Annotated in this window: 20 protein-coding genes and 1 pseudogene; 12 read left to right on the forward strand and 9 right to left on the reverse strand. The window is 64.3% G+C overall.

Features of this window, described 5'->3' with window-relative positions:
• Positions 1–21 precede the first annotated feature (21 nt).
• Together ACSION_RS10695 and ACSION_RS10700 are read left to right on the forward strand one after the other, a co-directional pair.
• Complete coding sequence (locus tag ACSION_RS10695) at positions 22–3060, forward strand: TonB-dependent receptor (protein WP_312771568.1); 3039 nt, start codon at positions 22–24, stop codon at positions 3058–3060.
• Between the two features lie 26 nt (positions 3061–3086).
• On the forward strand, positions 3087–3917 hold the full coding sequence (locus tag ACSION_RS10700; RefSeq protein WP_049395152.1) for a DUF4198 domain-containing protein: 831 nt from the start codon (positions 3087–3089) through the stop codon (positions 3915–3917).
• A 104-nt stretch (positions 3918–4021) separates the two neighbouring features.
• Here ACSION_RS10700 and ACSION_RS10705 read toward each other — a convergent pair whose 3' ends face one another.
• Genes ACSION_RS10705 through ACSION_RS10720 form a run of 4 tightly spaced genes read right to left on the reverse strand, consistent with a single transcriptional unit; the run spans position 4022 to position 10444 of the window.
• Positions 4022–7162, reverse strand: a complete 3141-nt coding sequence (locus tag ACSION_RS10705; protein ID WP_312771564.1) for an efflux RND transporter permease subunit — start codon at positions 7160–7162, stop codon at positions 4022–4024.
• The gene (locus ACSION_RS10710; protein ID WP_312771562.1) at positions 7159–8673 is read right to left on the reverse strand and encodes an efflux RND transporter periplasmic adaptor subunit; all 1515 of its coding nucleotides are present in this window, start codon (positions 8671–8673) and stop codon (positions 7159–7161) included. Before ACSION_RS10710 ends, ACSION_RS10705 begins: the two co-directional genes overlap by 4 nt.
• The gene (locus ACSION_RS10715) at positions 8670–10028 is read right to left on the reverse strand and encodes a TolC family protein (RefSeq protein WP_312771560.1); all 1359 of its coding nucleotides are present in this window, start codon (positions 10026–10028) and stop codon (positions 8670–8672) included. The genes ACSION_RS10710 and ACSION_RS10715 overlap by 4 nt, the downstream gene beginning before the upstream one ends.
• A 20-nt stretch (positions 10029–10048) precedes the next feature.
• Positions 10049–10444: a hypothetical protein gene (locus ACSION_RS10720; RefSeq protein ID WP_277726199.1), complete on the reverse strand. Its 396-nt coding sequence runs from the start codon at positions 10442–10444 to the stop codon at positions 10049–10051.
• A 392-nt stretch (positions 10445–10836) separates the two neighbouring features.
• Between ACSION_RS10720 and ACSION_RS10725 the strand changes: the two genes are divergently transcribed.
• Positions 10837–12177 carry an ISL3-like element ISStma11 family transposase gene (locus ACSION_RS10725; RefSeq protein WP_019183731.1) on the forward strand — a complete coding sequence of 447 codons (1341 nt, stop codon included), beginning with the start codon at positions 10837–10839 and terminating at the stop codon, positions 12175–12177.
• Positions 12178–12259: 82 nt separating this feature from the next.
• Here the strand turns inward: ACSION_RS10725 and merA are convergent, their stop codons facing one another.
• The 3 genes from merA to merT are packed head-to-tail and all read right to left on the reverse strand — an operon-like array spanning position 12260 to position 14606.
• Entirely contained in the window at positions 12260–13954 is a 1695-nt protein-coding gene (gene merA, locus ACSION_RS10730; protein WP_435305931.1) for a mercury(II) reductase, read from the reverse strand.
• A gap of 10 nt (positions 13955–13964) precedes the next feature.
• The gene (merP, locus tag ACSION_RS10735) at positions 13965–14243 is read right to left on the reverse strand and encodes a mercury resistance system periplasmic binding protein MerP (protein ID WP_012480190.1); all 279 of its coding nucleotides are present in this window, start codon (positions 14241–14243) and stop codon (positions 13965–13967) included.
• A gap of 12 nt (positions 14244–14255) precedes the next feature.
• Positions 14256–14606 carry a mercuric ion transporter MerT gene (merT, locus tag ACSION_RS10740; protein WP_019183730.1) on the reverse strand — a complete coding sequence of 117 codons (351 nt, stop codon included), beginning with the start codon at positions 14604–14606 and terminating at the stop codon, positions 14256–14258.
• A gap of 74 nt (positions 14607–14680) precedes the next feature.
• Between merT and merR the strand changes: the two genes are divergently transcribed.
• Positions 14681–15088, forward strand: a complete 408-nt coding sequence (gene merR, locus ACSION_RS10745) for an Hg(II)-responsive transcriptional regulator (RefSeq protein ID WP_012480188.1) — start codon at positions 14681–14683, stop codon at positions 15086–15088.
• A 290-nt stretch (positions 15089–15378) separates the two neighbouring features.
• On the opposite strand, the gene ACSION_RS10750 is transcribed toward merR, so the two are convergent.
• Complete coding sequence (locus tag ACSION_RS10750; protein ID WP_056878756.1) at positions 15379–15750, reverse strand: hypothetical protein; 372 nt, start codon at positions 15748–15750, stop codon at positions 15379–15381.
• A 351-nt stretch (positions 15751–16101) separates the two neighbouring features.
• Between ACSION_RS10750 and ACSION_RS10755 the strand changes: the two genes are divergently transcribed.
• The 5 genes from ACSION_RS10755 to ACSION_RS10775 are packed head-to-tail and all read left to right on the forward strand — an operon-like array spanning position 16102 to position 20660.
• Complete coding sequence (locus ACSION_RS10755) at positions 16102–16629, forward strand: hypothetical protein (protein WP_277726197.1); 528 nt, start codon at positions 16102–16104, stop codon at positions 16627–16629.
• Positions 16630–16659: 30 nt separating this feature from the next.
• Positions 16660–18777 carry a 2Fe-2S iron-sulfur cluster-binding protein gene (locus tag ACSION_RS10760; RefSeq protein ID WP_277726196.1) on the forward strand — a complete coding sequence of 706 codons (2118 nt, stop codon included), beginning with the start codon at positions 16660–16662 and terminating at the stop codon, positions 18775–18777.
• Positions 18778–19464, forward strand: coding sequence for a hypothetical protein (locus ACSION_RS10765; protein WP_054665526.1), 687 nt, complete (start codon positions 18778–18780; stop codon positions 19462–19464).
• Positions 19461–20264 (forward strand): multiheme c-type cytochrome, encoded by an 804-nt coding sequence (locus ACSION_RS10770; protein WP_054665529.1) that lies wholly within the window; start codon positions 19461–19463, stop codon positions 20262–20264. Before ACSION_RS10765 ends, ACSION_RS10770 begins: the two co-directional genes overlap by 4 nt.
• A 12-nt stretch (positions 20265–20276) precedes the next feature.
• Entirely contained in the window at positions 20277–20660 is a 384-nt protein-coding gene (locus ACSION_RS10775; RefSeq protein ID WP_054665533.1) for a DUF1622 domain-containing protein, read from the forward strand.
• Positions 20661–20773: 113 nt separating this feature from the next.
• On the opposite strand, the gene ACSION_RS10780 is transcribed toward ACSION_RS10775, so the two are convergent.
• Complete coding sequence (locus ACSION_RS10780; protein ID WP_162407209.1) at positions 20774–20977, reverse strand: heavy-metal-associated domain-containing protein; 204 nt, start codon at positions 20975–20977, stop codon at positions 20774–20776.
• Positions 20978–21182: 205 nt separating this feature from the next.
• Between ACSION_RS10780 and ACSION_RS10785 the strand changes: the two are divergent.
• The 3 genes and pseudogenes from ACSION_RS10785 to ACSION_RS10795 all read left to right on the forward strand — a co-directional run.
• Positions 21183–23501 (forward strand): annotated as a pseudogene (locus ACSION_RS10785) (heavy metal translocating P-type ATPase); the annotation flags it as partial.
• 1 nt (position 23502) lies between these two features.
• On the forward strand, positions 23503–23976 hold the full coding sequence (cueR, locus tag ACSION_RS10790) for a Cu(I)-responsive transcriptional regulator (RefSeq protein WP_284448507.1): 474 nt from the start codon (positions 23503–23505) through the stop codon (positions 23974–23976).
• A gap of 338 nt (positions 23977–24314) precedes the next feature.
• A complete protein-coding gene (locus ACSION_RS10795) occupies positions 24315–26195 on the forward strand; it encodes a copper resistance system multicopper oxidase (protein WP_162407212.1) in 1881 nt (626 codons plus the stop codon).
• The last annotated feature ends 17 nt before the right edge of the window (positions 26196–26212 follow it).

The raw sequence follows: 26212 nt of genomic DNA on the forward strand, positions 1-26212 counted from the left end.
GCGCCGACCTGGGGAAAATGCATGGCACGTACGAAAGTGGCGAGGACAGCGTTGGCTGTCATGTGTGGTCTGGTCATCGCGGCCTCCGCCGCTGCACAAACGAGCAGTTTTGATATTCCAGAAGGGGATCTGAAAGTCGCGCTGGAAGCCTATGCCCGGCAATCGGGTGTTCGTCTGGTCTACTTGAGCGAAGATGTTCGTGATCGACGCACCGCAGGCGCGCGTGGGGACATGTCCCAGGATGCAGCGCTGAACCGCCTGCTCGCCGGAACCGGACTGACGGTCAAGCGCGATCAAAGCGGCGCGCTGGCGATCGTGCGAGAAGGTGCCAACACGCCGACGCCTACGCGCAACGCACCGACCTCCGGTGTAGGGCAAGCCGGTCCCGATGCCTCCTATAGCGCCTCCCTCTCCGGCGGCGCCGACGCCTCAACGCCGTCGGCCGCTTCACCCACCACCTTTGATGCGGTCCAGGTGACCGGCAGTCACATCAAACGCGCCCAGATGTCTGGAGTGGGCCCCACCACGGTCATTGATGCCGAGACCATCCAGAGCTCCGGTGCCGTCTCGGTCGAGACGCTGCTGCAGCGCTTGCCTGCATCGGCCGGTGCAGCCGGCTCGCAATCCAACAACTTCTGGACGGGTAACGGTAACGGCACCACCCAGATCAACCTGCGTGGCTTGGGCGTCAACCGCACCTTGGTACTGCTCAACGGCCGACGCGTGGTCAACGGTGGTACCGGCGCCAACAATTCGGTGGATCTGAACGTGGTGCCCTTGGCCCTGGTTGATCGCATCGAGATCCTGAAGGACGGCGCATCGGCCATCTACGGCGCCGATGCCGTGGCCGGCGTGGTGAACATCATCACGCGCAAGGAAATGGATGGCGTGGAGCTATCCACCCGCTATGGTCAGACTTTCCAGGGCGATGGCGAGATCGGCTCCTTCAACCTGGCCTTCGGTACCACCGGCGAGCGCAGCTCAATGTCTGGCGCCCTGACCTATGCCGAAAGCGGCACGATCACCATGGCTTCGCGGGCACCGTGTCCGTTGGGTGTGGTGGCCGGCACCCTGCAGTGCGTGGGCAACTCGTCCACCATCGGTGGGCGAGCCCGGCTGGCCGATGGTCGCGTGGTCAACTTCAACCAGGACCCCAACGGGGATCCACGCTCCTACGAGCTCTATGATCCGGCCAAGCACAATTACAACTACAACTTGTTGCTCAATGCGGTCAGCCCGATCAAGCGAGTGGGCTTGAGTGGCTTTGGTCAATTCGACCTGACCGAGAACACCCGTCTGTTCACGGAACTGATGGCGACCAATCGCCAGTCCAATCAGCGCGCTTCGCCCAACACCTTGGGGGTGTATCGCACCATCCGGATCGCCGCCACCAATCCCACCAATCCCACCGGCCAGAACCTGACCCTGGAACGTCGGCGTCTCGAAGAAGCCGGGGCGCGCATCACCGAGCAGGAGGTCGATACGTTCCGCACCGTGCTAGGGCTGGAAGGGCAGTGGGGCGATAACTGGGCATGGAATGTGGCGTTGAACTGGGGGCGCAATTCGGCCACCGACAGCTCGACCAACATTGCCAACCTGGACCGGGTGGAAAACACTCTCAATACCAGCCTGTGCAGCAACACCCCGGGCGCGGCCATTCCTTGCGGCAACTATCTGGGCTACGGCAATCTGACGCCTGAAGTGCTGGACTACATTCTGTTTACCCAGCGTGGCTCGGGTGGCAACAGCCAGCAGGGCTTTAGCGGCACCATTTCCGGCGCCCTGTTCGATCTGCCCGCCGGCAGCGTCGCCTTCGCCTCGGGCGTGGAGTTTCGCAAGGAACGCGGTTGGCTGTATCCGGACCCGCTGGTGGTCAACGGCAGCGCCAACATCGTGCGTCAAGATCCGATCGAAGGCGAGTACTCGGCCAAGGAAGCGTTTGTCGAGTTCGCCGTCCCGCTGTTGCAGGACATTCCGCTGGTGGACTACGCCACCTTGAACCTGGCCGGCCGCTATTCGGACTACGACCTGTTCGGCAGCGACACCAACTACAAGGTGGGGTTGGATTGGCAGGTGGCCGAACCTCTCAAGATCCGTCTCAACTACGCCACGGCTTTTCGCATCCCCAGCATTCCGGAGTTGTTCGGTGGCATCGGCCAAGGCAGCTTGACTACGCTGGATCCGTGCAGCAACTGGAGCACGTTACCGGCCGACTCGGTCATTCGGGCCAACTGCCAAGCCGCGGGCGTGCCGACCAACTTTCGTCAGTTGGGCAACACCATCCTCACCACGACCGGCGGCAATCCCGACCTCAAGCCTGAAGATGCGCGGACCTTCACGGCAGGCTTTGTGTGGACCCCAGGGTTTGCGCCGGGGCTGACGCTCACGGCCGATTACTACCGTATCCGCATCGAGAATGCGATCCGTAGCATTGAAGGCTCGGTCAAGCTGCGTGCGTGCTACACCACACCGAACTTGGCCCATCCGTTCTGCTCACCGGCCAACTTCACCCGTGATTCGGTCACCGGTGAGGTCAACTACCTCTCGTCCCAGCAGGTCAATGCGGCCAGCGAGGAATCCGAAGGTGTTGATATCGGCGTGCTGTATCAGTTCGATGTGGCCGGCTGGCAGGCCAGCGCGAGTCTGGACGCCTCGTATCTGGAGCGTTACGACGTCACTCCCTTCGCCGGTGCCACCACCATTGAGTACGCCGGCAAGATCACCAGCGGCTTGGGTAGCTACACCCAGTGGCGTGGCTTGGGCTCACTGCGCATGGGCAAGAACCGTTGGACTGGCGTCTATTCGGCGCAGTACATCGGCAGTGCGGACGACATCATCGCCGTGCCCGGAACGATCGGCTCGCATGTGTCCAGCGTGGTGTACCACAACCTGCAACTGAGCTACGGCATCAAGAAGAAATGGGACATCTCCGCCGGCGTTGAAAACGTGCTCGATAAGAAGGCGCCGTTCGTGCAGAACAACCCCAACGCCAACACCGACACCATGACGTACGACTTGCTGGGTCGTCGCTGGAATGTCCGCTTTGGTTACCACTGGTAAGCCACGATCCCAAGGAGCTACACATCATGAGAAACACGCAACTATCCGCCGCACTACTGCTGTTCGCGGTGGCCGGCAGCGCCGGCGCGCACGACCTGTTTGTCGCGTTTTCCAAGCCCGGCACCGCAGCGGGCGAGGCGAACACAGCGTTGGTGAACAATGGCACCTTCGATGAAAGTGCAGGTGCAGTCACCCGAGCGCGTCTACAGGACGTTTCGCTGAGTCAGGGCGGCGCTAAGGCTGCACCGGACTTGGCCAGTTGGAAAGAGGTCGGCAAGCAGAGCCAGCTCACCGTGCATCCGGCGGGCGAGGGCACCTATCTGCTGGGGGTCTCGACGATGGCCTCCACCAGCACGCGTACGGCCAGCGAGTTCGGCAAGTACCTGGAGTTGGAAGACTTGCCCGATACCCTGGCCACCTATGATGCGAGCAAGTTTCCCAAAGGGGTCACCTATAGCTATACCAAGCATGCTCGTGCTATTGGACAGGTGGGCACAAAACTGACCGACGATTTCGCTGCCTCGCTGGGCTATCCGCTGGAGATCCGCTTGGCCCGCAATCCTGGAAGCGTGAAGGTCGGCGAACAGCTGTCGTTCCAGGTGCTGCAGCAGGGCACGCCAGTGCCCAACCTACGCGTGTACGTCGGTCATCGTGCTGACGCACCGGTCAAGGGTGGGCACGGTAGCGCTACGCTCCTGCGCACCGATGCCCAAGGCCAAGCCAGTTTCCAGGTGACCACCGCCAAGACCTGGTACATCCACACCAATCACATGGTGCCCTCTACACAAAAGGGTTTGGATTTTGTGTCGGATCGGGCGTCGCTGAGCTTTGAGATTTCCCCGCACGCCGGGCACTGATAAGTAAGCATGTAGGCGGTACTCTCCCCTTTGACGCCAGTCATGACTTCTTCCATGACTGGCGTCTTTTTGTGGGGACTTACCTCAAGTGCTCAGTCTGTCTCTCATTGGTCGCCCCGCGCCGCGCGCAATCCACGTCGCCGCACTAGATAGAACGCTGCGGGAATCACCACCATAGAGAGCACCGGTGCGGTGAGCATGCCACCCAGCATCGGCGCGGCGATACGTTGCATGACCTCCGAGCCGGCACCGGCACCGACGAAAAGCGGAAACAACCCGGCCAGGATGACGGCTACCGTCATCGCCTTCGGGCGCACCCGTTGCACGGCGCCTTCGTAGATAGCCTCTTGCAGGGTAGACACATCTTCCGGCGCACCGCTGGCCAAGCGCTGCTCCCAGGCATGACGCAGGTACAGCAGCATGATGACGCCGAACTCAGCCGCAACGCCGCCCAGGGCGATGAATCCGATCATGCTGGCCACCGAAATCGCATGGCCCAGCCCCCAGATCAACCAGAAACCGCCCACCAACGCCAAGGGCAAGCTGAGCAGGATGATGGATACATCGCTGAGCCGGCGGAACACCATCCAAATGACCAGGAAGATGATCGCCAACGCCGCGGGCACCACCCACTGCAGGCGTGCCAATGCCCGTTGCAGATACTCGTACTGCCCCGACCACGCCACACCATAGCCGGCAGGCAAACTCACCTGGGTCTGCACCGCGGCTTGCAGGTCCTGGACCACCGATCCCAAGTCGCGATCGGCCACATCCACGTAGATGTAGCCCACCAACCGGCCGTTATCGCTCTTGAGCATCGGCGGGCCTGGGCTGATTGACAGCTCCGCCACCTGGCTCAAGGTCAGTTGCACACCGCCTGGCGCGATCAGCGGCAGATCCTGCAAGGCCTGCAACGAGTCACGCTGGTCACGGGGGTAGCGCAAGACGATGGGATAGCGTTCGCGCCCCTCGATCGTTTCCCCGATTGGATCACCGCCAACGACCGTGGCAATCAGTTGCTGGAGTTGGCCTTGAGTGAATCCGTAACGTGCAGCGATTTCCGGGCGCACCTGTACATCGACATAGCGCCCACCCGTGACGCGTTCGGCCAGTGCCGAACTCACGCCGGGCACAGTCTTGGCCACCTGCTCGATCTGCTGGCTCAGGCGCTCGATCTGCTCCACATCCGGTCCGGAAACTTTGATCCCAATCGGGCTTTTGATGCCGGTGGCCAACATGTCGATGCGATTGCGAATGGGCGGGACCCATAGGTTGGTCAGACCGGGAATCTTGACCGCTGCGTCCAACTCCTGGCGTAGCTTCTGAGGGGTCATGCCCGGGCGCCATTGATCCCGCGGCTTGAAGGTCACGGTGGTCTCAAACATTTCGATAGGCGCCGGATCGGTCGCACTCTCGGCACGGCCGGCCTTGCCGAACACGTGTTCGACCTCCGGTACAGTCTTGATCATCCGGCCCGAGAGCTGAAGCAACTGGCGCGCTTTGTCAGCGGACAGGCCTGGCAGGGCCGTGGGCATGTACAACAGGCTGCCTTCTTCCAAGGGCGGCATGAACTCACTGCCCAGCCGGCTGAAGGGGATCAACGTGAGCACCAGCAGCAGGCCGCTGAGCAGTAAGGTGACACCTGGATGTTTGAGGACCCACAGCAGGATGGGCCGGTATCCGGCGATCAGGATGCGATTGATGGGGTTCTGCTGTTCCGGGCGGATGCGGCCGCGGATCAGGTAGCCCATCAGAACGGGGATCAAGGTCACCGACAACCCTGCTGCGGCCGCCATCGCATAGGTCTTGGTGTAGGCCAGGGGCGAGAACAATCGCCCTTCCTGCGCCTGCAGGGCAAAGACCGGCACGAAGGACAGGGTGATGACCAACAAGCTGGCGAACAGGGCCGGCCCAACCTCGGCCGCCGAGCGGGCCATCAACTGCCAGCGCTCCTCACCCTGAGGTTCCCGGCCGTGCGCCTCCCGCCAGTGCTCCAGATGCTTGTGTGCATTTTCGATCATCACCACCGCTGCATCGACCATCGCACCAATGGCGATGGCGATGCCGCCTAATGACAGCAAGTTGGCGGAGATCCCCTGGGCGTGCATCACGATGAAGGCCGCCAGGATACCCAAAGGCAGGGTGATGACGGCCACCAACGCCGAGCGTAGGTGCCACAGGAACAGCAGGCATACCAGCGCTACGACCAGAAACTCTTCGCCAAGCTTGTGGGTGAGGTTGCGTACCGCATCCTGGATCAGCTCGGAGCGGTCGTACACCGGCACCACTTCCACGCCCTCGGGCAAGCTGGATTGCAACGCCTGCAGTCGCGCTTTGACGTTCCGAATGGCCCCCAAGGCATCCTTGCCGGTCCGCAGGACGATCACGCCGCCGGCCACCTCACCTTGACCATCCAACTCTGCGATACCACGACGGAAGACCGGCCCGCGACTGATCGTGGCCACCTCGCCGAGCAGGACGGGGATGCCGTCGTTGCCGGTTACCGGCACCTGTTCGAACGCCTCCTGTGTGCGCAGGTAGCCTTCGCTGCGCACCATCAGTTCGGCTTCGCCTTGTTCGATCACCGAGCCCCCGGTAGCGCCGTTGGCCGCATCCACCGCCTCGATGAGCTCGGCCACCGTCAGTCCACGGGCCGCCAACGCCTGCGGATCGGGCTGGATCTGCCAGGCGCGCACCGCACCGCCCACACTGGCTACTTCAGCCACGTCCGGCACGGTTTTTAGCTCATAACGAAGAAACCAGTCCTGCAACGCACGCAGCTGCCCCACATCACGTTGACCTGTCCGATCCACCAAGGCGTACTGGTAGATCCAGCCCAGTCCTGTCGCATCAGGACCCAGCGCCGGATTCACATTCGGCGGAAGTCGATCGCGTACCTGGCTCAAGTACTCGAGCACTCGAGAGCGCGCCCAGTAAAGATCAGTGGCATCGTCAAACAGGATGTAGACGAACGAATCACCGAAGAAGGAGAAGCCGCGTACCGCCTTCACGCCCGGCACGGACAACATCGTGGTGGCCAACGGGTAGGTGACCTGGTCTTCGATGATGCGCGGGGTTTGCCCCGCCCATTGCGTGCGGATGATGACCTGGGTATCGGACAGGTCCGGCAGCGCATCCAGCGGCGTGTTCTTTACCGACCAGATACCGACCACCGCCAGCAGCGCGGCGGCAACCAGCACCAGCACGCGATTGGCGATGCAAGCATGGATCAGGCGCGCGATCATGGTGTGCCCTCCATCGCTTCGGACATGACCTCGCTTGCCTGGCAATCAGCGGCTGCGGCGGGGCCGAACTTGGGTACCAACTGCATATCCATGAACGGTGACTTGCCCGGCTTGTCGAAATGCTTCTCCGGCACCATCGGGTCATACCAGTACTGCACCGGGCAGCGCGGCGGCGTAGAGGTGGAGGTGTCTGGCGCGACAGGCGCCGGCTGTCTGGACGGTGACGGCACGACAGTGCGTGGTTCGTGCCCGGCGTCATGGCGCTCGTGCACACCTGATGCGCTGGCAGGGCGTGTCGGTTGTGCAGCGCCCAGGCGCTCCAACGCACCGGAGAGACTGGCTTCAGAGTCGAGCAGGAACTGACCCGAGACGACCACGCGTTCACCACCGGCCAGGCCTGCCACGATCTGCGTGCGCCCTTGCACGCTACGTCCGACACTCACCCGCACCGGCCGGAAGCTCCCGTCCGGATCCTGCACGATGACCCGGCTGTCCCGCCCGGTGGCGATCAGCGCCTCCGTGGGAACGACTGGCAGGGCCTGCTCGGCATCGGGCTGCACCAGAACCTCGGCGAACATGCCCGGCACCAGCCGACGCTGCGGGTTGCGCAGCACAATTCGCGCCCGCTGCGTACGACTAGCCATGTCGACCTGGGGAAGCAACGCCTGGATCTGTCCGACAAAGCGCTCTGCCGGCCAGGCACTGACCGTGGCCTGCACTGAGGTCCCCGGCTGCAAGGTGCCCAGCGCTGCCTGGGGCACCGAGGCCTCCAGCCACAGCGTGTCCAGCCCATTGATCTTGAACAGTGGCGTACCGGGCATCACCGTCTGCCCTTCGCGTGCCAGTATCTCGGTCACGACACCACTGTGGTCTGCGCCAAGCACGACGCCACTTCTGGCCGAGGCGCCAGAAGGAACACCCAACGAACGCAACCGTTGTTGCGCCGCACCCTGTAGCTCACGCGCGCCCGCGGACTGAGCTTGGCTCAGGGCATGTGCTTCGGCGATGGCAGCGTTCCATGCCGGGGCCTGCACGGTGGCTAGCGCTTGACCACGACGAACCTCGGTAAACGGCGCCTTTACCTGCACGTGGGTGATCAAGCCTTCCATGCGCGCACTGACCACGGTTTCCTGGGTCAGATCCCACGTCAGCGTGCCCGGCACGCGTACGGCACTTCCTAGTGACTCTACCGCCACTTCTTGAGTGCGTATGCCCACGTTCTGCTGCAGGCGCGGATCGATCTGCGTTCCGCCCCCCATGGCCTCATCTGCGTATTTGGGCAGCAACTCCATATCCATGAACGGAGATTTGCCCGGCTTGTCGAATCGCTGCTCCGGCGCCATGGGGTCGTACCAGTACAGCACCTTGCGTGCTTGATCTGCGCCGCTCGTGCCGGTGGGCGGGGTGGTATCAGAGGTTCGAGTCATCCAGGCGTAGCCGCCGGCAAAGCCGAGCGCCAGCAACCCGAGGGCCACGGCGAGCTGTGTGAGACGCGTTTTGGTCGGGCTCATGGCGTGTTCTCCTCATGGGGCAGCAGATAGGCCAGTGCCGCCCAGGCACGGCCCTGTTCGCCCAGCAGACGGGCGTTCTCCAGTTGCAATTCGATCTCATCGCGCCGCGCTTCCAGCCACGGCTGCAGGTCGGCACCGGCGCCGTAGGCGGCCAACGCCGTGCGTGCGCGATCGCGCGCCAAAGGCAGGCTCTGCGTGTTCTGACGCTCCAACTGGCCGGTTAACCCGCGCCATCGCGCTATCGCGCGTTGCACCGACTCGGCTTGGATGCGTCGGGCCTCATCGCGCTCTGCGGACACCGCCTCTAGCTCGGCCCGCCGTGCCGCGATGCCTCGTGCTTGGCGGTTCTTCTGGAACAGCGGCAGGCCCACACCCACTTCCACCATAAGCATGTCGCTGCGCGCCATGCCGTCGGGTGCGCGCTCGCGACGTCCGTAGGTGAGCTCCACACTCCAATCCGGGCGGGTTTCGGCCACGGCCGCATCCACCTGGGCCTGGGCTAAGCTCTGGCGTGCCTCCCAGCCCAGTAGTGGCGTGTGCTGGTCCAGTTTGGCCAGCAGTTGGGTGGGCTCCAATGGCAACTGCGAAAAATCCGGTGCCACACCACTGGCCAAGATCGCCTCTGGTGCAATACCCAACCAACGCGCCAGGCCGGCCTGCGCGGCGGCGTGCTCCGCATGTACCTGCTCCAGGCGATTGTCCAACTGCAGTAGGGCGGCCTGGGCGGCAAGCACGTCACTGGCCCCGGCCGTGCCACCTGCCAAGCGAGCACGCGCCGCACGCTCGGCTATGCGTGCCGGCTCGCGCAATCCTTCCAACGCATCTACGGCTTGCTGCGTACTCCACAGCTCGATCCAGGCCAGCGCGGCCGCTTGGGCCACCATCTGCTGTTCGGCCATCGACAGTGAGCGCGCTTGCGCCAGCGTCGCTTGCGCCAGCGCGTGCTCGGCACGTCGTTTCGCACGCGCAGGAAACTCCTGCATCAGACCGACCTGCTGGGTGGTCATCTCATCGGCGCGCAGGCTGAAGGCATCGGGTCCGCTGACGGGCCAGTTCGCCAGCCCCACGATCAAACGTGGGTCGGGCAGCGCGCCAGCACGCGCGGCTTCTTCAGTACTGGCATCGATCTGGGATCGGCGCACCTGCAGGGTAGGGGCGTTGGCAAGCGCCCGTTGTAGGGCTTCTGTGTAGCTGATCGGGATAGCGGGCGGTGCTGCCACCACAGGACCACTGAGCGCCAGGGCAAACACGAATCCACACGCCATCCTGCGCCTTGCATGCAAGAAGAAAGACATCTCCATAAGACCTCCGGACAAACGACAACGAGCGCGCTGCAATGCATGCAGCACGAGCACGGGTCAATCCAGGAGGGGGCTTAAATCAGCAGGCTACAGAAGCGCTGCAGGGGAGGCGGATCGGACACGCACACCGGAACATCCCGATAGAACTGCGCGTGTACCGGTGGCAACAGAGCCTGCGCCAGCGCGAAGGCGACCAGCGCCGGCTGGTAAGGCACTTGAGGGGCCTTCGCATCGGCCGTGGTGATGTGATCGCGCAGGCAATGCTGGTCGCACAACGCCGGAGCATCGGGATCCGGCGCGGGCATCTCTTCGCAACCGACCATCAGGGTCGCTTGTCCAGCTTCCACCGATTCCAGCGGACAGGCGTAGGCCACCAGCGCCAGCTGCTGCAACAGCAGCGCCCACAGTCCCAGCCATGCCAGTCGGGCACGAGGGCGGGAACGCCGCCATCGCCTGAGCAGCTTCACCATGACAGCTCACGCACGCCCGAAGCAGCGCCTGCGGACGCTGGGCGGATCAGGGTAGGGGACGTGCCAGCTCTCATGATGGCCAGTCTAGCCCTCTTGGGGCCGACTGGCATTGATCAAGATCAAGCCGCAGCAAGGTTCCAGCGTAAGGCAAGCTGCACAAATAGCGGTATCCGAATGGCCTCCGCGGCCTGCCTGGCTCCGGATCTAACACCATTGGTCCTGACTAGTCGCCTCGCGCTGTAAAAATTGGGTATCCGGAATCTGGTGTGGGTTCTGGCTCCTTGGGTCTTTGTAGCTATCACTTTTCAAAGAATGGATTTTGGTGTTGGACGGCTGAGCGGATGTGCTAGAGTAAAAGTCGGATTTCAGTGTGGGTTCGCCCAAGGTGCTGAGTGACGGACTTTCTCCAGCTGCGAAGCCTGAAGACGCTTGAAATCCTGACCAGCGAGGACAGTTACGTCGTCAAGGCCGAAGGCGTCAATCAGTGGGTGACCTGCCCGCTGTGCAAGACCGGACGCCTGCATGGTCACGGCTCACAGGAACAGTCGTTTCAGGACACACCGACGCACGGCAAACCCGTCGTGATCTTCATCCAGCGCCGTCGCTATCGCTGTACAAGCTGCACCAAGACCTTGTTTGAGCCTGTGGCGGACCTTGATGGAAAACGCCAAGCCACGGCGCGTCTGGTGCGTTATATCCGCGACCAGTCCTTCTCCAAGACCTTTGCGGCCCTTGCCCGGGAAGTAGCCGTGGACGAAAAGACGGTCCGCCACGTCTTCGACGATTTCATCGAGGAGGTCGAGGCCAAGACCCAGTTCCGGACGCCGCGGGTGCTGGGTATCGACGAGCTCAAGATCATCGGCCAGTACCGGGCCATGATCACCAACGTCGAGCGCAAGACCGTGTTCGATATCCGCCCCAGCCGGGCCAAAGCCGAGTTGATGCCCTATTTCCGCGACCTGCGGGACAAGGACTCGGTCGAGTGGGTGGCGATGGACATGTACCACGTATATCGGCAGGTGGTGCGCGCCACGCTGCCACAGGCCCGGATCGTGGTCGATCGATTCCATATCCAGCGCATGGCGAACGACGCGCTGGAGAAGCTGCGCAAGCGCATTCGCAAGGATTTGTCCACCCGGCAGCGCCTCAAACTCAAGGACGAGCGGTTCCTGCTGCTCAAGCGGCAGCACGACCTGACAGGGAGAGATATGGACCGGATGCGGGAATGGTTCCAACAGTTCCCGCTCCTAAGCGAAGCCCACGCGCTCAAGGAAGGATTTCTGTCGATCTGGGATCAGAAGACCCGCCCAGCAGCAGAAGCCGCCTGCGCGAAGTGGCAGGCCAATATTCCGACCGAATTGGCGGCCACGTTCAAGGACCTGACCACCGCCGTGCACAACTGGCACGACGAAATCTTCGCCTACTTCGAGCAGCCGATTACCAATGCCTATACTGAGTCAGTCAACCGAGTGGCCAAAGACATGAACCGCATGGGCAGGGGTTACAGCTTCGAGGTGCTTCGGGCGCGCATGCTCTACGACAAGAAGGCGCGCAAGGATGGCTCGGTTATCGAAACCGTGTTGGTCGATGACGACGACCCAATGACCACGGACTTCGTGTTCCAGCGGATGACCACGGCGGCAACGCGCAAGAAGAAGATCACGCGCGTGGTCGAGTACGGCCCCTATCTCCCGACGCTGGCGCGGCTACTCGAAGAGGGGTATTTCGAATAGTCCTCAGCCCATTGTGCAAGAGGCGGCGCTTCAGCCTGAATTTGTGATTCAGCCGATGAAGCATAGGTAAGAGGCCCAGCCACTACCCCGCGCAACAGGACAGTTGCTTTACGTCCTTGGTGAAGGTTTGTGCCGCGAGTTTCAGCCCCTCGACCATCGTCAGGTAGGGGAATAACTGGTCGGCCAACTCTCGCACCGTCATGCGGTTGCGAATCGCCAGTACTGCGGCTTGGATCAGCTCGCCTGCTTCCGGGGCTACCGCTTGCACGCCGATCAGTCGTCCCGAACCGGCCTCCGAAACCAGCTTGATGAAACCGCGCGTGTCGAAGTTGACCAGCGCCCGGGGCACGTTGTCGAGCGTCAGCGTGCGGCTGTCGGTCTCGATACCGTCGTGGTGCGCTTCGGCTTCGCTGTAGCCCACGGTGGCGACCTGCGGGTCGGTGAACACCACCGCCGGCATCGCCGTCAGATCCAGCGTCGCGTTGCCACCCGTCATGTTGATTGCAGCGCGGGTGCCGGCCGCCGCCGCGACGTAGACGAACTGCGGCTGGTCAGTGCAGTCGCCGGCGGCATAGATGTGCGGCACGGTAGTGCGCATCGCGTGGTCGATGGTGATGGCGCCTTGCGCATTGACCACCACACCGGCCGCGTCGAGGTTGAGCGTGCGGGTGTTTGGGGTGCGGCCGGTGGCGAACAACAGCCGGTCGGCATGCAGTTCGCCGCGTTCGGTGGTGAGCACGAATTCCCCATCCTCATAGGCGACCTGGCTGGCCTGGGTGTGGTCCAGCACTTCGATGCCTTCGGCGCGGAACACGGCCGTGATGGCCTCGCCAATGGCGGGGTCTTCGCGAAAGAACAGTGTGCTGCGCGCCAGCATGGTCACCTTGCTGCCCAGCCGGGCAAAGGCCTGCGCGAGTTCGACGGCCACCACCGACGAGCCGATCACGGCCAGCCGATCGGGGATCGTGTCGCTGGCCAGCGCTTCGGTCGACGTCCAGAAGGGCGTGTCTTTCAAGCCCGGGATCGGTGGAATCGCCGGACTGGCCCCGGTGGCGATGAGGCAGCGGTCGAAACTCACCTCGCGCATCCCGTCGTCAGCGGTTGCCACGGTCAGCGTGTGCGCATCCTTGAATCGGGCATCGCCGCGCAGCACGGTGATGGTCGGGGTGCTCGTCAGGATGCCTTCGTACTTGGCGTGGCGCAGTTCATCGACGCGCCCCTGCTGCTGAGCCAGCAAGCGCTTACGCAGAATCTTCGGCGAGGCGGCGGCAATGCCGTCATCGAACGGACTCTCGCGACGCAGATGCGCAATGTGGGCAGCGCGGATCATGATCTTGGACGGCACACATCCGACGTTGACGCAGGTGCCGCCGAGAGTGCTGCGCTCGATCAGCGTCACACGCGCCCCTTGCTCGACGGCCTTCAACGCCGCCGCCATCGCCGCGCCGCCGCTGCCGATCACGGCCACGTGCAGTGCAGCCTCATCGTCCTCGCGCTTTGGTTCGCCGCCCAGCCGCTCTTGTGCATTGTTCAGCAGGTCGCTGGGTTGCCCCGGCGCATCGGCAAGCTGCGCTCGGTAACCGAGTGCGGATACCGCCGCGACCAGCGAGGTCACGTCCGCGGCGGTACCTACGCTGGCCTCAATCTCGGCCCGGCGCTGTGGGTAGGACACTGAGGCCGAACGCACGCCGGGCACCTTTTCCAAGGTCTGCTTGACGTGCTCGGCGCACGACCCGCAGGTCATGCCATCGATGTGCAGCGTGATCGCCTCGGTCATGAGCGTGTGCTCACTTCTTGACGGTAGACGGGTAGCCGGCGTTCTCGGTGGCTTTGGTCAACGCGGCCGGAGTGGTCTTGGCATCGTCGTAGGTTACCACCGCCTCCTTGGGCTCCCAGGTCACCTTGGCCTCGATGACGCCTTCGACCTTGGTCAGCGCCTTCTTGACCGTGATCGGACAGGTGGCGCAGGTCATGCTCGGCACCGACAGCGTGACGGTTTTGGTGGCGGCCCAGGCGGGAGCGCTGAGGGCAACGGTCAGAGCGAGCAATGCGACGAGTTTCTTCATGGCAATCTCCTTTCAGTAGAACAGGGGCATGAGGTAGGGGAACACGAGCGCGATCAGCACCAGGGCGGTGACGATCCAGAAGATCACCTTGTAGGCCGTCCGCACCTGGGGCACGGCGCATGCGTCGTCCGGCGCGCAGGCGCGAGCCGGCCGGAAGATGCGACGCCACGCGAAGAACAGCGCCACGAGCGCCACGCCAATGAAGATCGGCCGGTACGGTTCCAGCGCGGTCAAGTTGCCGATCCAGGCGCCGGAGAAACCCAGCGTGATCAGCACCAGCGGACCGAGGCAGCAGGTCGAGGCGAGGATGGCGGCGAGGCCACCGGCGGCCAGTGCACCGCGGCCGTTGCTGGGGTCTGCCATGTGAGGGATCTCCTTCCGAGACGTTGCGTGATGCGCTAAGGTTACTTCCGTAGTCAAGTACGGAGTCAAGCGCGATGGTGAACGATCCGCAAACACTGACCATCGGGGCTTTCGCCAAGGCCGCTGGGGTCAACGTGGAGACCATCCGGTTCTATCAGCGCAAGGGGTTATTGCCAGAACCAGGTCGGCCCGTCGGCAGTATTCGCCGCTACGGATCGGCGGACGTGGCGCGGGTGCGTTTCGTGAAATCCGCCCAGCGGCTGGGGTTCAACCTGGACGAAGTCGGCCAACTCCTACAGCTTGAGGACGGCACTCACTGCAGCGAAGCCGCCGAGCTGGCTGCGCTCCAGCTCACCGACGTGCGCACCAAGATGGCGGACCTGACGCGAATCGAAGCGGTGCTGTCACGGTTGGTCAACGAGTGCCATGCGCAGCGAGGCACTGTGTCGTGCCCGCTGATCGATTCTCTGCACGGGAGCTAGGCGCGTGGCTTAACCCGGTTTTCCGTTCCACTGCGCCTCAAACCCCAGTTCGAGCCGGGGGCAAGGTGACCTGCCACTGATTGTTTCCTTGCACCGACATGCGCCAGACAAAGCCCACACTGAAGGCTAAAAGCGCGTAAGCCTTGCGATACCAGAAACCTACCGAACGAGAGCTGTCAGACAAGAAGGGCTAGTGCGGTCTTCCCACACTAAAATCCGGATACCCCAAAAATTCCCCGCTCCAATCAATTCAGAGGAGAGCGGGGTAATGGAAGCTTGCAGTCTGCCATTTACCTCGCTGCCGCCTCGGCTTCGTGGAGCTTTGCAAGCTCCTCGTATTCCGTAGCGGCTTCTTCCTTCAACTTGACCAGCTTATCGCAGTGTCTGGCCAGAGTTTGGTCCGTGGCCGTCCCACTCTTGAAGGCTTGATGATTATGGCGATACGTGTTGCGCATCGTCTTGTGCGTTTCGGCTTCTGCCAGGGCTTCGCGGGCCAGCGTGCGGTAATACGCGGCGATGGCCAGATGGTTCTCCGGCTTGTCCGCGATATCGTTCAGGAGCGTTATGACCGGTTCTTCGGTGGGCTGCTGCGCATAGACCGGAATGGCTACGGCGAACATCGCACACAACATCATGACCCAAGACGCTTTGACAGACTTCATTGAAATCTCCTGATGGGCTGGGGAGGTATGCCCGGTGCCAGCCTAGGAAAGCCCTTCTTTCATCTGAATGACCCATTCATTACATTTCTGCAATGCGCTGGTCACTTCGGGGGCGGCTGAGCGCGTCCACGAGAGGAGCGAATTCAATACGCGCATCACTTGATCCAAAGGTCTTGGTTGAATGACGAGACGATTGCAGCATCGTAATGGCGGGGTCATCCCGTCGACAGCTTGCCGTACGTAGGGTGGAAGCGAACAAGCCGGCCGCAGACGCGGACCGGTTTCTTTTGTGGGTGCGCCGCATCCGCCGGTTCCCGAATGGGGATCGCCGCCAACTTATCGGAGGTTGTCATGAGGCATTATCGTCGGCCCTCGCTGGTGATGGTTTGTTTGCTTGGTGCGACGCTCGCCGGCTCGGCGCTGGCCGATGACGACAAGCACAATCATGGTCAGTCAGGCGCCATGGGGCAGCCGCCCGCCAGCACAAGCGCCCCAGCGGCGCCCCATCCTCCGGCGGCACATGCTTCAGATCCACAGTCTCCTGCTTCCCAGAATTCGCCTGCCTCGCCCGATGCCATGGCTTCGCACATGGAGGAGATGGCAACGATGATGCGTGAACGGGGAAAGGCCATGGAAGCGATGGGCCGCCAGATGCAGGAAGGCAGCATGCAGATGCATCAGCAGGCCATGTCGATGAAGGCAGGAGACACGTCCACGCACAATGACATGGACATGTCCGCCGCGATGCAGCACATGGAACAGATGAAGAAGGATATGGAGAACTGCGAGCGGCAGATGCAGCAAGTCGATTCGACCATGCAGAAGATGGATTCGAGCATGGGCGGCGGCATGGCCAAGAAGAAGATGGGCCATATGTAGGAGGCGGCCGCTGTGTCGACGGAGAGCTTCATGGGGTGGAGGCGAATCGTTGCCCTGACCGTGCTGGCGATGTCGCTGGCGTATGCTGCGGCCGGCGCTCAGACAACTGCCGATCCGCACGCTGTTCATCCACCGAACAAGACCAACAGCACGGCGGCCGCTGGAACGACAGCCGCGCAAGACAGCAGTTCGATGGGTGGCATGCCGATGGAACCCACGCCGTCGGCTGACGCGCCGATGGGCGACGACGATCACGCTGACCAAGCCGCAAACATGGCGGCGCCGCAACCGGCTGTCGGGGGCGCACCGATGCAAGGCAGCAGCCCGATGCAGGGCATGCCGATGGGCACCCCAACCCCGGCTGACGCAGGCATGGGCGATGACGACCATGCCGCGCATCACCCTGACGCGGCTGGTGGCATGCCGGCTGCGGCAGGTGCGTCGATGGGCGGCTCCATGGGCGGCATGATGGACGACATGATGCGTGGCTGCCGCGGAGACGAGTGCGGTCGCGATCGGCGCCTCAACAAGCTGCTGTATCCCCAACTGATGGCGCTGCCGGACCTTCCGCCGGAGCGGCGTGCCAGCGTCGAGCAGCTCGCCCACCATCGGATGCACGAAGGCATCCAGCAGTTGGCGACCCTGTCGTCGGAGGCGTCGCATGCGGTTCAACGCAACGACTACGCCGGCTTGCAGGAGGCGTCTGATCGGATGCGCGTGGCCTGGGGCGAGTTTGACAGCGGCCTGTCGGCCTACCGCGCGCTGGCCGAAGGACAGGCGCCGCGCGGCATCGCGTTGGACTGGTTCCGTCGCGAAATGAATCTGACCGATCCCCTGACCACGGTCCCGGCGCACGGGGTCTTCGGCCTGTCGGGCTTTCACTACTTCACGATGGCGCTGCTGTCGGCTTTTGCCTTGCTGGGTGCGTGGATGTACGTCGCCCGCAACCGGCGTACGAACGCGGTGCTGGCCACGTTGCGCACGGGAGCACCGGCGTCTCCGGCGTCCTCCCCGGCACCGCGTGCCGGCGCATCGCCAGGCCCCGCGGTACAGGCACCTGCCGTTGCTTCGCCCGAAGGCGCCCCGCAGGCGCGCACGCCTGCGTCCACCACGGGCAGTTGGGTCGGCAAGCTGCGGGTCGCGCGCATCTTCCCGGAGACATCCCGGGTCAAGACGTTCCGCCTGGCACCCGTCGAGGGGACAGGTGCCCTGCCTTTCGAGTTCGAGCCCGGCCAGTTCCTCACGCTCTCCGTGCCCTCGGAAGGGAAACAGGTCAAGCGCTCTTATTCGATCGCCTCATCGCCATGCTGCCATGGCTGGTGCGACCTGACCGTCAAGCACGAAAGCGGCGGCATCGTGTCCGGATACCTCCACGAACACGTCCAGGAAGGCGATCTGCTCGATGCGTCCGGCCCGTACGGCCGCTTCACCTTCCGCGGCGTCGAGTCCGACAGCGTCGTGCTCTTGGGGGGCGGTGTCGGCATCACGCCGTTGATGAGCTCGATCCGCTACCTGACCGACCAGAGCTGGAACGGCCGGATCGACCTGGTCTACGCCTGCAAGGACCTGGAGAACGTGATCTTCCACGACGAGCTGAACCAGCTTGCCCGTCGGCATCCGAACCTGCATGTGTCCATCGTGTTGAGTGAGGAGTCATCAGAGGAGTGGACCGGCGCACGCGGGTTCATCACCGCCGAACTGCTGGGGCAGATCCCCGAGATCCGCTCGCGCCGCATCCACCTGTGCGGTCCGCCGGTGATGATGGATGCGGTGCGCAACGAGCTGGGCAAGCTGGGCATCGATCCGGCGTCGATACACTCCGAGCTGTTCCTGAGCCCGCCCAAGCCGGCGACGCCCGAACCGGGCCAAGCCGGCGACACCGCTGCGGCCGTGACATGCCGCTTCGAGCGATCCGGGAAAAGGGCGCCGCTGATCGCCGGCCAGACCGTCCTCGAGGCCGCCGAAGAAGTCGGCGTCCCGATCGAGTACGCGTGCCGGCAGGGCTACTGCGGCATCTGCAAGGTGAAACTGCTCTCGGGCGAGGTCACCATGGCGGTGGACGACAGCCTGACCCCGCTCGACCGCTCGTCGGGGATGATCCTGGCCTGCCAGGCGAAAGCGTCGGCCGACATCTCGGTGGATGCCTAGATGGGCAGGCACGATCGCATCGCCGCGACGATCATCGTGTCGATGCTGGCGGTGCTGTGGCTGGGCTTCCTGGTACACCGCGCTCCGTTCTTCGCCGGTAGCCTGTGGGGTGGCGTGTTCGGCGTCGTGGGCGCCGCGTTCTTGCTGGTGCCGCTCGTCTACACCGTGGTCAAGCGCAGCGCCACGCTACGCCGCGCATTCACCCGCGAGCACAGCTTCGCCGCATTGCTGCAGGCGCACGTGTATTTCGGCCTGATCGGCGCGCTGCTGGCCATCATCCATAGCGGGCACAAGTTCCAGAGCGTGCTCGGGATCGCGCTGACGGCGTCGATGCTGCTGAGCGTGCTCACCGGGTTCATCGGCCAGCATTACCTGCGCTACGTCGCCGAGAACATCCGCGAGAAGAAGACACAGCTCGACGGCCTGTGGCGCCTCCTGGATGGGGCGTACTGGGCCTACGCGCAGGCGCCGGCAGGCGGCGCCGGCACGGCCAAGGCCGGCGCCGAACTGCTGCCGCTGGCGTCCGGCGCCGGCGACCTGCAGTACTCAATCCAGTTCCAGGAGCGGGTGCGCAAGCTGTTCACCGGCTGGCTGTCGGCGCACATCGCGTTCTCGATCGTCTTCTATCTCCTGCTGGCGCTGCACATTTGGGCCGGCATCTACTTCGGGCTGCGCTGGTTCAGATGAGTCGAAAGGGAACGATCATCGTCGCGCTGCTCGCGGTGCTGGCGTCGGTGGCAGCACTCGCGCTGTGGAAGGCGGTGCCGCAGACGCTGCACGTCGCGACGTGGCAGAGCATGGCCTCGCCTGGCCCACTGTCCAGCGCGCATGCGTTCCTGCAGGAGGATTGCGCGGCGTGCCACACGCCGGTCAAGGGGGTGCAGGATGCGACCTGCGTTGCCTGCCATGCCAACGAAACCGCCCTCCTGCAGCGGCAGCCGACGGCGTTCCATGCCGACATCGCCGAGACGAACAACTGCGTGGCCTGCCACAAGGAACATGACGCCGGTCGCAGCCTGCGCGGCATGGACCATGCGGCGCTGACCGACATCATCGTGCGATGGCTCGATCGTGCTCCGGAGCGCCACGAGGGCGCGCTGCTGCTCGCGCACGTGAAGGCGCACAGGCCAGAGGCGCTGCCCGGCAACGTCTCGCTCGCCAGCGGCATGACCTACAAGGAGACGCTGCTGGACTGCGCGAGCTGCCACAAGACCACGGACCCTCACGTCCAGGTGTTCGGAAACGATTGCGCGACATGCCACGGCACCGGCACGTGGTCGATCGCCGGGTTCAGGCATCCCTTGCCCAGTTCCACCGAGTGCGGCCAGTGCCATCTCGCGCCGCTCAGCCACTACAAGGAGCACTTCTCGATGATGTCCAAGCCGATTGCGGGTGTCCGGAATGCGCAGCCCGAGCAATGCTACCTCTGCCACCAGACCACGTCTTGGAACGACATTCGCGGGGTGGGCATCTACGACCACCATTGACCGGACAGGCCGATGAGCGTCGACTTGCCACATGCCGCCATCGGAATCGCGGTGGCTGGATTCGAGTTGTTCGGTGTCGGCGTCATCACGCTGGGAAGCCTGTTGGCGTGTGGGCGGTTCGCCTTCCTTCACACGAAGGTCGGGATGACGGCGCGCTATCACGCCCTGCGGCAGGAGCTCGGCGGCACGATCGTCTTGGGCCTGGAGTTCCTCGTGGCCGCGGACATCATCCGCACCGTCACCATCGATCCCTCGCTCCAGGGCGTGGCGATCCTTGCGCTGATCGTGCTGATCCGCACCTTCCTGAGCGTTGCACTGCAAATCGAGATCGAACGAGGATGGTCGTGGCGGCGCCGTCGACCGGCGGCGCCCGACCACCCGGATGATCCCGGCTGAGCGAACCGGCCCACACGCTCAAGGCACAGCGTCGTGCGACGACCGCGCTGGCGAGAGCCCCTTCGCTGCTTGCAGCCGATCAATGGGACTTGAACGCTCCGCCGGGCGGCGCGTCAGGGATCGACGCCAATCGCCTGGTAGCCCGCCTTGGTCAGGGCGGCTTTCACGATCTCGCTAGGCTGCTCGGACACGACCTGCACCCGTCGGGTATGAACGTCAGCCTGAACCCGGGCATCCGGGTCGACGGACTGGATGGCGCGCGTCACACCTCGGACGCAGCCGCCGCAAGTCATGTTCTGGATGTGAAATGCGTGCATGGGGCACCTCCTGCTGATTTGTGTACGGTTAGGATGGGCCTTGCCATCGTTGGAAGGTCAAGGGTTTTCGCGGGCCATGCAGGGGTTGACCTTCCCACCGTAGGAACCCGCAGACTTGTTTAGTGACCATTGCACCGGCGAGATGAACACCATGGATTCCGTTGCCCCAAGCGCCTCCCTGCGAACGAACGCTGTGCGGAAGACCGAACTCGCCATCGAGGGCATGACCTGCGCGTCCTGTGTCGGACGTGTGGAGCGCGCCTTGCGCGCCGTCCCTGGCGTGATGGCGGCGCGCGTCAATCTGGCGACGGAGCGCGCAGTCGTGGAAGGCGGCGCGGACTCCCCACTGCTGATCCAGGCCATCGACGACGCAGGGTATGCGGCACGGCCGATCGACCGGGCGGCCTTGCGCGAGGCCGATGACGCAGCCCGCAAGGAGGCCGAGCAGGCGGCACTGAAACGCGCGGTGGTCGTGTCCATTGCGCTGACCTTGCCGGTCGTCGCGCTGGAGATGGGCTCGCACCTCGTTCCCGGCCTGCATCACCTGATCGTGCGCACCATCGGCATGCAGTGGAACTGGATCATCCAGTTCGCGCTGACGACGCTGGTGATCCTCGGGCCAGGCCGGCGCTTCTATCAGCAGGGTTTCCCCGCGCTGTTGCGCCTGGCGCCGGACATGAACTCGCTGGTGGCGGTCGGCACCTTGGCCGCTTACGCCTACTCGCTGGTCGCGACCTTCACGCCCGCGCTGTTGCCCGCGCAGGCGGTCAACGTCTACTACGAGGCGGCGGCCGTCATCGTCACCCTGATTCTCATCGGCCGGTCCCTGGAAGCGCGGGCCAGAGGGCGCGCCTCCCAGGCGATCCAGCGGCTGGTCGGGTTGCAGGCGCGGACCGCGCGCGTGCGCCGTGACGGGCAGACGGCCGAGATCGCTCTCGGCGAGGTGGCGCCGGGGGATACCGTCGAAGTGCGGCCCGGCGAACGTGTACCGGTCGACGGCGAGGTGATCGAGGGCGACAGCTACGTCGATGAGTCCATGATCACGGGCGAGCCGGTGCCGGTGGCGAAGACCGCCGGCAGCGCGGTGGTCGGCGGCACGGTCAACCAGAACGGCGCGCTGGCGTTCCGCGCGACCGCAGTGGGCGAGTCCACGGTGCTCTCCCGGATCATCCGCATGGTCGAGGAAGCACAGGGCTCCAAGCTACCCATCCAGGCTCTGGTCGACCAGGTGACGTCGTGGTTCGTCCCGGCCGTGATCGGCGTGGCGCTGCTGACATTCCTGCTCTGGCTCGCCTTCGGCCCCTCACCGGCGCTGACGTTCGCGCTGGTCAACGCCGTCGCCGTGCTGATCATCGCCTGTCCCTGCGCGATGGGGCTGGCCACGCCCACCTCGATCATGGTCGGCACCGGGCGCGGCGCGGAAATGGGCGTGTTGTTCCGCAAGGGCGAGGCCTTGCAGTTGCTCAAGGATGCCAAGGTCGTCGCGCTGGACAAGACCGGTACGCTGACCGAAGGCCGGCCGGTGCTCACCGATCTGGAACTCGCCGAGGGCTTCGACCGGGCGCAGGTGCTGGCGCGGATCGCGGCCGTCGAGGCGATGTCGGAACACCCGGTCGGCCGCGCCATCGTGGAGGCCGCCCAAGCCGAAGGCCTGGTCTTGCCGGAGGTCGCCGGCTTCAGGTCCGAGACCGGGTACGGCGTCGAGGCCAAGGTGGACGGATTGGGTGTCCAGATCGGTGCCGACCGCTACATGGACCGGCTGGGGCTGGATGTGACCGCCTTCGCCGGCAACGCGCAACGGGTGGGCGACGAGGGCAAATCGCCGCTCTACGCAGCGATCGGCGGCAAGCTCGCGGCCGTCATCGCCGTGGCCGATCCGATCAAGGACACAACCCCCGAGGCCATCGCCGCGCTCCACGTGTTGGGTCTCAAGGTGGCCATGATCACCGGCGACAACCGGCGCACGGCCGAGGCCATCGCCCGCCATCTGGGCATCGACGAGGTGGTCGCCGAGGTGCTGCCGGAGGGCAAGGTGGAGTCGGTGCGCAGGCTCAGGGCCTTGCATGGCCATCTGGTGTTCGTGGGCGATGGCATCAACGACGCGCCGGCCTTGGCGGAGGCCGAGGTGGGTATCGCCATCGGCACGGGCACCGATATCGCGATCGAGGCGGCCGACGTGGTGCTGATGTCGGGCAGCCTCAAGGGCGTGCCCAACGCCATCGCGCTGTCGAAGAGGACGATCCGCAACATCCGGCAGAACCTGTTCTGGGCGTTCGCCTACAACGCGGCCCTGATCCCGGTTGCCGCGGGTGTGCTGTATCCGGCGTACGGCGTCTTGCTCTCGCCGGTCTTCGCCGCAGGCGCCATGGCGTTGTCGAGCGTCTTCGTCCTCGGCAACGCACTCAGGTTACGGCGATTCCAACCGCCGACGACGGCCGCGTCGGCTGGCCAACTGCCGGCTTCGAGGGGTGCCGCCGCTTCGGCGAGTTTCGGGGCGGCGGGCTTGGGACCGAAAGGAGAATGAGGTGAACATCGGTGACGCGGCGAAGGCCTCGGGTGTATCGGCCAAGATGATCCGCTACTACGAGCAGATCGGGTTGATTCCACCGGCTGGCCGCACGCACGCAGGCTACCGGGATTACACCGAAAAGGACGTCCACGTGCTGCGCTTCGTCCGGCGCACGAGGGATCTGGGATTCTCCGTCGCCGAGATCGATGGCCTGTTGCAGCTCTGGCGCAACCGCCGCCGGCGCAGCGCCGACGTCAAGCGTATCGCCCTGGACCACATCGAGGATCTGCAACGGCGGATCGCCGACATGCAAGAGATGGCAGCGACACTCCAGCAGCTGGCGACATGCTGCTCGGGGGACGACCGTCCCGATTGCCCGATCCTGGCCGATCTCGAACAGCCGTCTGCGGCGGCGGTGAAAGAACCCAAGCGCCGACGCGGCGCGGTCGACGACCGTGGTGTCGGCAAGCGCAAGGCCCAGCGGGGGTAAGGCGCAACCGCCCAAGCATCGAGGCCTCTGGCAGGGCGAATGACCATGAAATGACGGGAATGTAATGGATGGGTCATCCCGCCGAAAGTGACCCCCTCCTAGGCTGGTCACCATGACGCGAGCACCACGCCCTTGCGTTCAACCCCGACCGTTGCCTGGATCCTGTGCGGCCCATCTGGCAAGCATTCCGGCCACCGTCACGTGGCTTGTCATGCGCACGCTGACCCGCGTTCCTCACCACGCTGGCGCTTTCTCCGGCGCGCGTGGCCGGCACCCAGATCGTGGCGATGGGCCGGGCGGGCTCGATGTCAGCCGATACCGATCATAGGAGGTCATGCATGCGATCCAGACTTTCAGGCACGAACGCCGCCGAGCAGCTGCTGCTGTCTCGAAGGCAGTTCGTTCAAGGATTGGCAGCGGGTGGCGCAGTGCTGGGCCTGGGACTTTGGCCGAAGCAGAGCTGGGCGCTCCGCTCCCCTGGCCAGCTCGAAGTCCTGTCGGGCACGCAGTTCGACCTGACCATAGGCGAGACCCTGGTCAACTACACGGGCAAGACGCGGCCCGCCATCACCGTCAACGGCTCGGTGCCTGCACCGATCCTGCGCTGGCGCGAAGGCACGCGGGTGCAGCTCAGGGCCCGGAATGACCTTCCCCCCGGCTCGATCCACGGCGACGCGACGTCGATCCACTGGCACGGCATCCTGCTGCCCGCCAACATGGATGGGGTTCCCGGCTTCAGCTTCGACGGCATCAACCGCGGCGAGAGCTACCTGTACGAGTTCGATGTCCGCCAGAGCGGAACCTACTGGTACCACAGTCATTCGGGGTTCCAGGAACAGGGCGGCATGTACGGGCCGCTGATCATCGACCCCATCGATCCGCCTCCGTTCTCCTACGATCGAGACTACGTGGTCTTCCTGTCCGATTGGACCGACATGGACCCGGCGCGCCTGTTCGCCCGGCTGAAGAAGCTGTCGGAGTACGACAATTACTACCAGCGTACGGTGGGCGACTTCTTCCGCGACGTGCGCCGGGACGGCTTGAGCGCGACGCTAAGCGATCGCGAGGCATGGGGACGCATGCGCATGACGCCGACGGACCTGTCCGACGTCAACGCGCATACCTACACCTACCTGATAAACGGGACCACGTCGCTGGGCAACTGGACGGGACTTTTCCGTGCCGGTGAGAAGGTGCGCCTGCGTTTCATCAACGGTGCGGCGATGACCTACTTCGACGTCCGCATCCCGGGCCTGAAGATGACGGTCGTCGAGGTCGACGGCCAGTACGTCCACCCGCTGACGGTGGACGAGCTGCGCATCGCCACTGCCGAAACCTTCGACGTGATCGTCGAGCCTACCGGGCAGGACGCCTTCACGATCTTCGCCCAAGACTCCGCGCGCACCGGCTACGTCAGTGGCACGCTTGCGGTCCGCGAGGGCTTGCGTGCTCCGGTACCGGCGGTGGACCCGCGGCCGCTGCTGACCATGGCCGACATGGGGCATGGCGGCCACGGTGCCCATTCCGGACTGGCGGCCGCATCGGCCGATCCGCATGCCGGGCATGGCGCCGCGCCGGCGCCGGACCCCCACGCGGGCCACGGGGCGGGGGCCGTGGCCGCCGATCCGCATGCCGGGCACGGCGTTCCGGCCGCACCAGGCGCGCACTCCGCGCATGAAGGCGGCGGCATGCAGATGCAGACTCATCCGGCCAGCGAAACGGGCAATCCCCTGGTGGACATGCGGACCATGACGCCGGAGCCGCGACTGTCCGATCCTGGGATCGGTCTGCGCGGCAACGACCGCAAGGTGGCGACGTATGCCGACCTGAAGAGCCTGTTCGAAGACCCCGACGGTCGCGAGCCGGGGCGCACGGTGGAGCTGCACCTGACCGGCCACATGGAGCGCTTTGCCTGGTCGTTCGATGGGATCAAGTTCGCCGACGCCGAGCCGCTGCGCCTCAACTACGGCGAACGCATGCGCATCGTGCTGGTGAACGACACCATGATGTCGCATCCGATCCATCTGCATGGCCTGTGGAGCGATCTTGAGGACGAACAGGGCAACTTCCACTTGCGCAAGCACACCATCGACATGCCGCCGGGCACGAAGCGCAGCTACCGGGTGCGCGCCGACGCGCTCGGTCGCTGGGCCTACCACTGCCATCTCTTCTTCCACATGGAATCCGGGATGTTCCGGGAAGTGAGGGTCGAAGAATGACGAGCGTGAGAACATCG

The organism is Pseudoxanthomonas sp. LjRoot125 (assembly GCF_964252705.1).
Lineage (GTDB): Bacteria > Pseudomonadota > Gammaproteobacteria > Xanthomonadales > Xanthomonadaceae > Pseudoxanthomonas_A.

Coding starts and splice junctions, on each gene's coding strand:
- ACSION_RS10705 (WP_312771564.1), bottom strand. CDS start 7,162: ATGATCGCGCGCCTGATCCATGCTTGCATCGCCAATCGCGTGCTGGTG.
- merT (WP_019183730.1), bottom strand. CDS start 14,606: ATGGCAGACCCCAGCAACGGCCGCGGTGCACTGGCCGCCGGTGGCCTC.
- ACSION_RS10750 (WP_056878756.1), bottom strand. CDS start 15,750: ATGAAGTCTGTCAAAGCGTCTTGGGTCATGATGTTGTGTGCGATGTTC.
- ACSION_RS10795 (WP_162407212.1), top strand. CDS start 24,315: ATGCGATCCAGACTTTCAGGCACGAACGCCGCCGAGCAGCTGCTGCTG.
- ACSION_RS10765 (WP_054665526.1), top strand. CDS start 18,778: ATGGGCAGGCACGATCGCATCGCCGCGACGATCATCGTGTCGATGCTG.
- ACSION_RS10770 (WP_054665529.1), top strand. CDS start 19,461: ATGAGTCGAAAGGGAACGATCATCGTCGCGCTGCTCGCGGTGCTGGCG.
- ACSION_RS10700 (WP_049395152.1), top strand. CDS start 3,087: ATGAGAAACACGCAACTATCCGCCGCACTACTGCTGTTCGCGGTGGCC.
- ACSION_RS10760 (WP_277726196.1), top strand. CDS start 16,660: ATGGGGTGGAGGCGAATCGTTGCCCTGACCGTGCTGGCGATGTCGCTG.
- merR (WP_012480188.1), top strand. CDS start 14,681: ATGGTGAACGATCCGCAAACACTGACCATCGGGGCTTTCGCCAAGGCC.
- ACSION_RS10780 (WP_162407209.1), bottom strand. CDS start 20,977: ATGCACGCATTTCACATCCAGAACATGACTTGCGGCGGCTGCGTCCGA.
- ACSION_RS10695 (WP_312771568.1), top strand. CDS start 22: ATGGCACGTACGAAAGTGGCGAGGACAGCGTTGGCTGTCATGTGTGGT.
- ACSION_RS10775 (WP_054665533.1), top strand. CDS start 20,277: ATGAGCGTCGACTTGCCACATGCCGCCATCGGAATCGCGGTGGCTGGA.
- ACSION_RS10755 (WP_277726197.1), top strand. CDS start 16,102: ATGAGGCATTATCGTCGGCCCTCGCTGGTGATGGTTTGTTTGCTTGGT.
- merP (WP_012480190.1), bottom strand. CDS start 14,243: ATGAAGAAACTCGTCGCATTGCTCGCTCTGACCGTTGCCCTCAGCGCT.
- merA (WP_435305931.1), bottom strand. CDS start 13,954: ATGACCGAGGCGATCACGCTGCACATCGATGGCATGACCTGCGGGTCG.
- ACSION_RS10710 (WP_312771562.1), bottom strand. CDS start 8,673: ATGAGCCCGACCAAAACGCGTCTCACACAGCTCGCCGTGGCCCTCGGG.
- ACSION_RS10720 (WP_277726199.1), bottom strand. CDS start 10,444: ATGGTGAAGCTGCTCAGGCGATGGCGGCGTTCCCGCCCTCGTGCCCGA.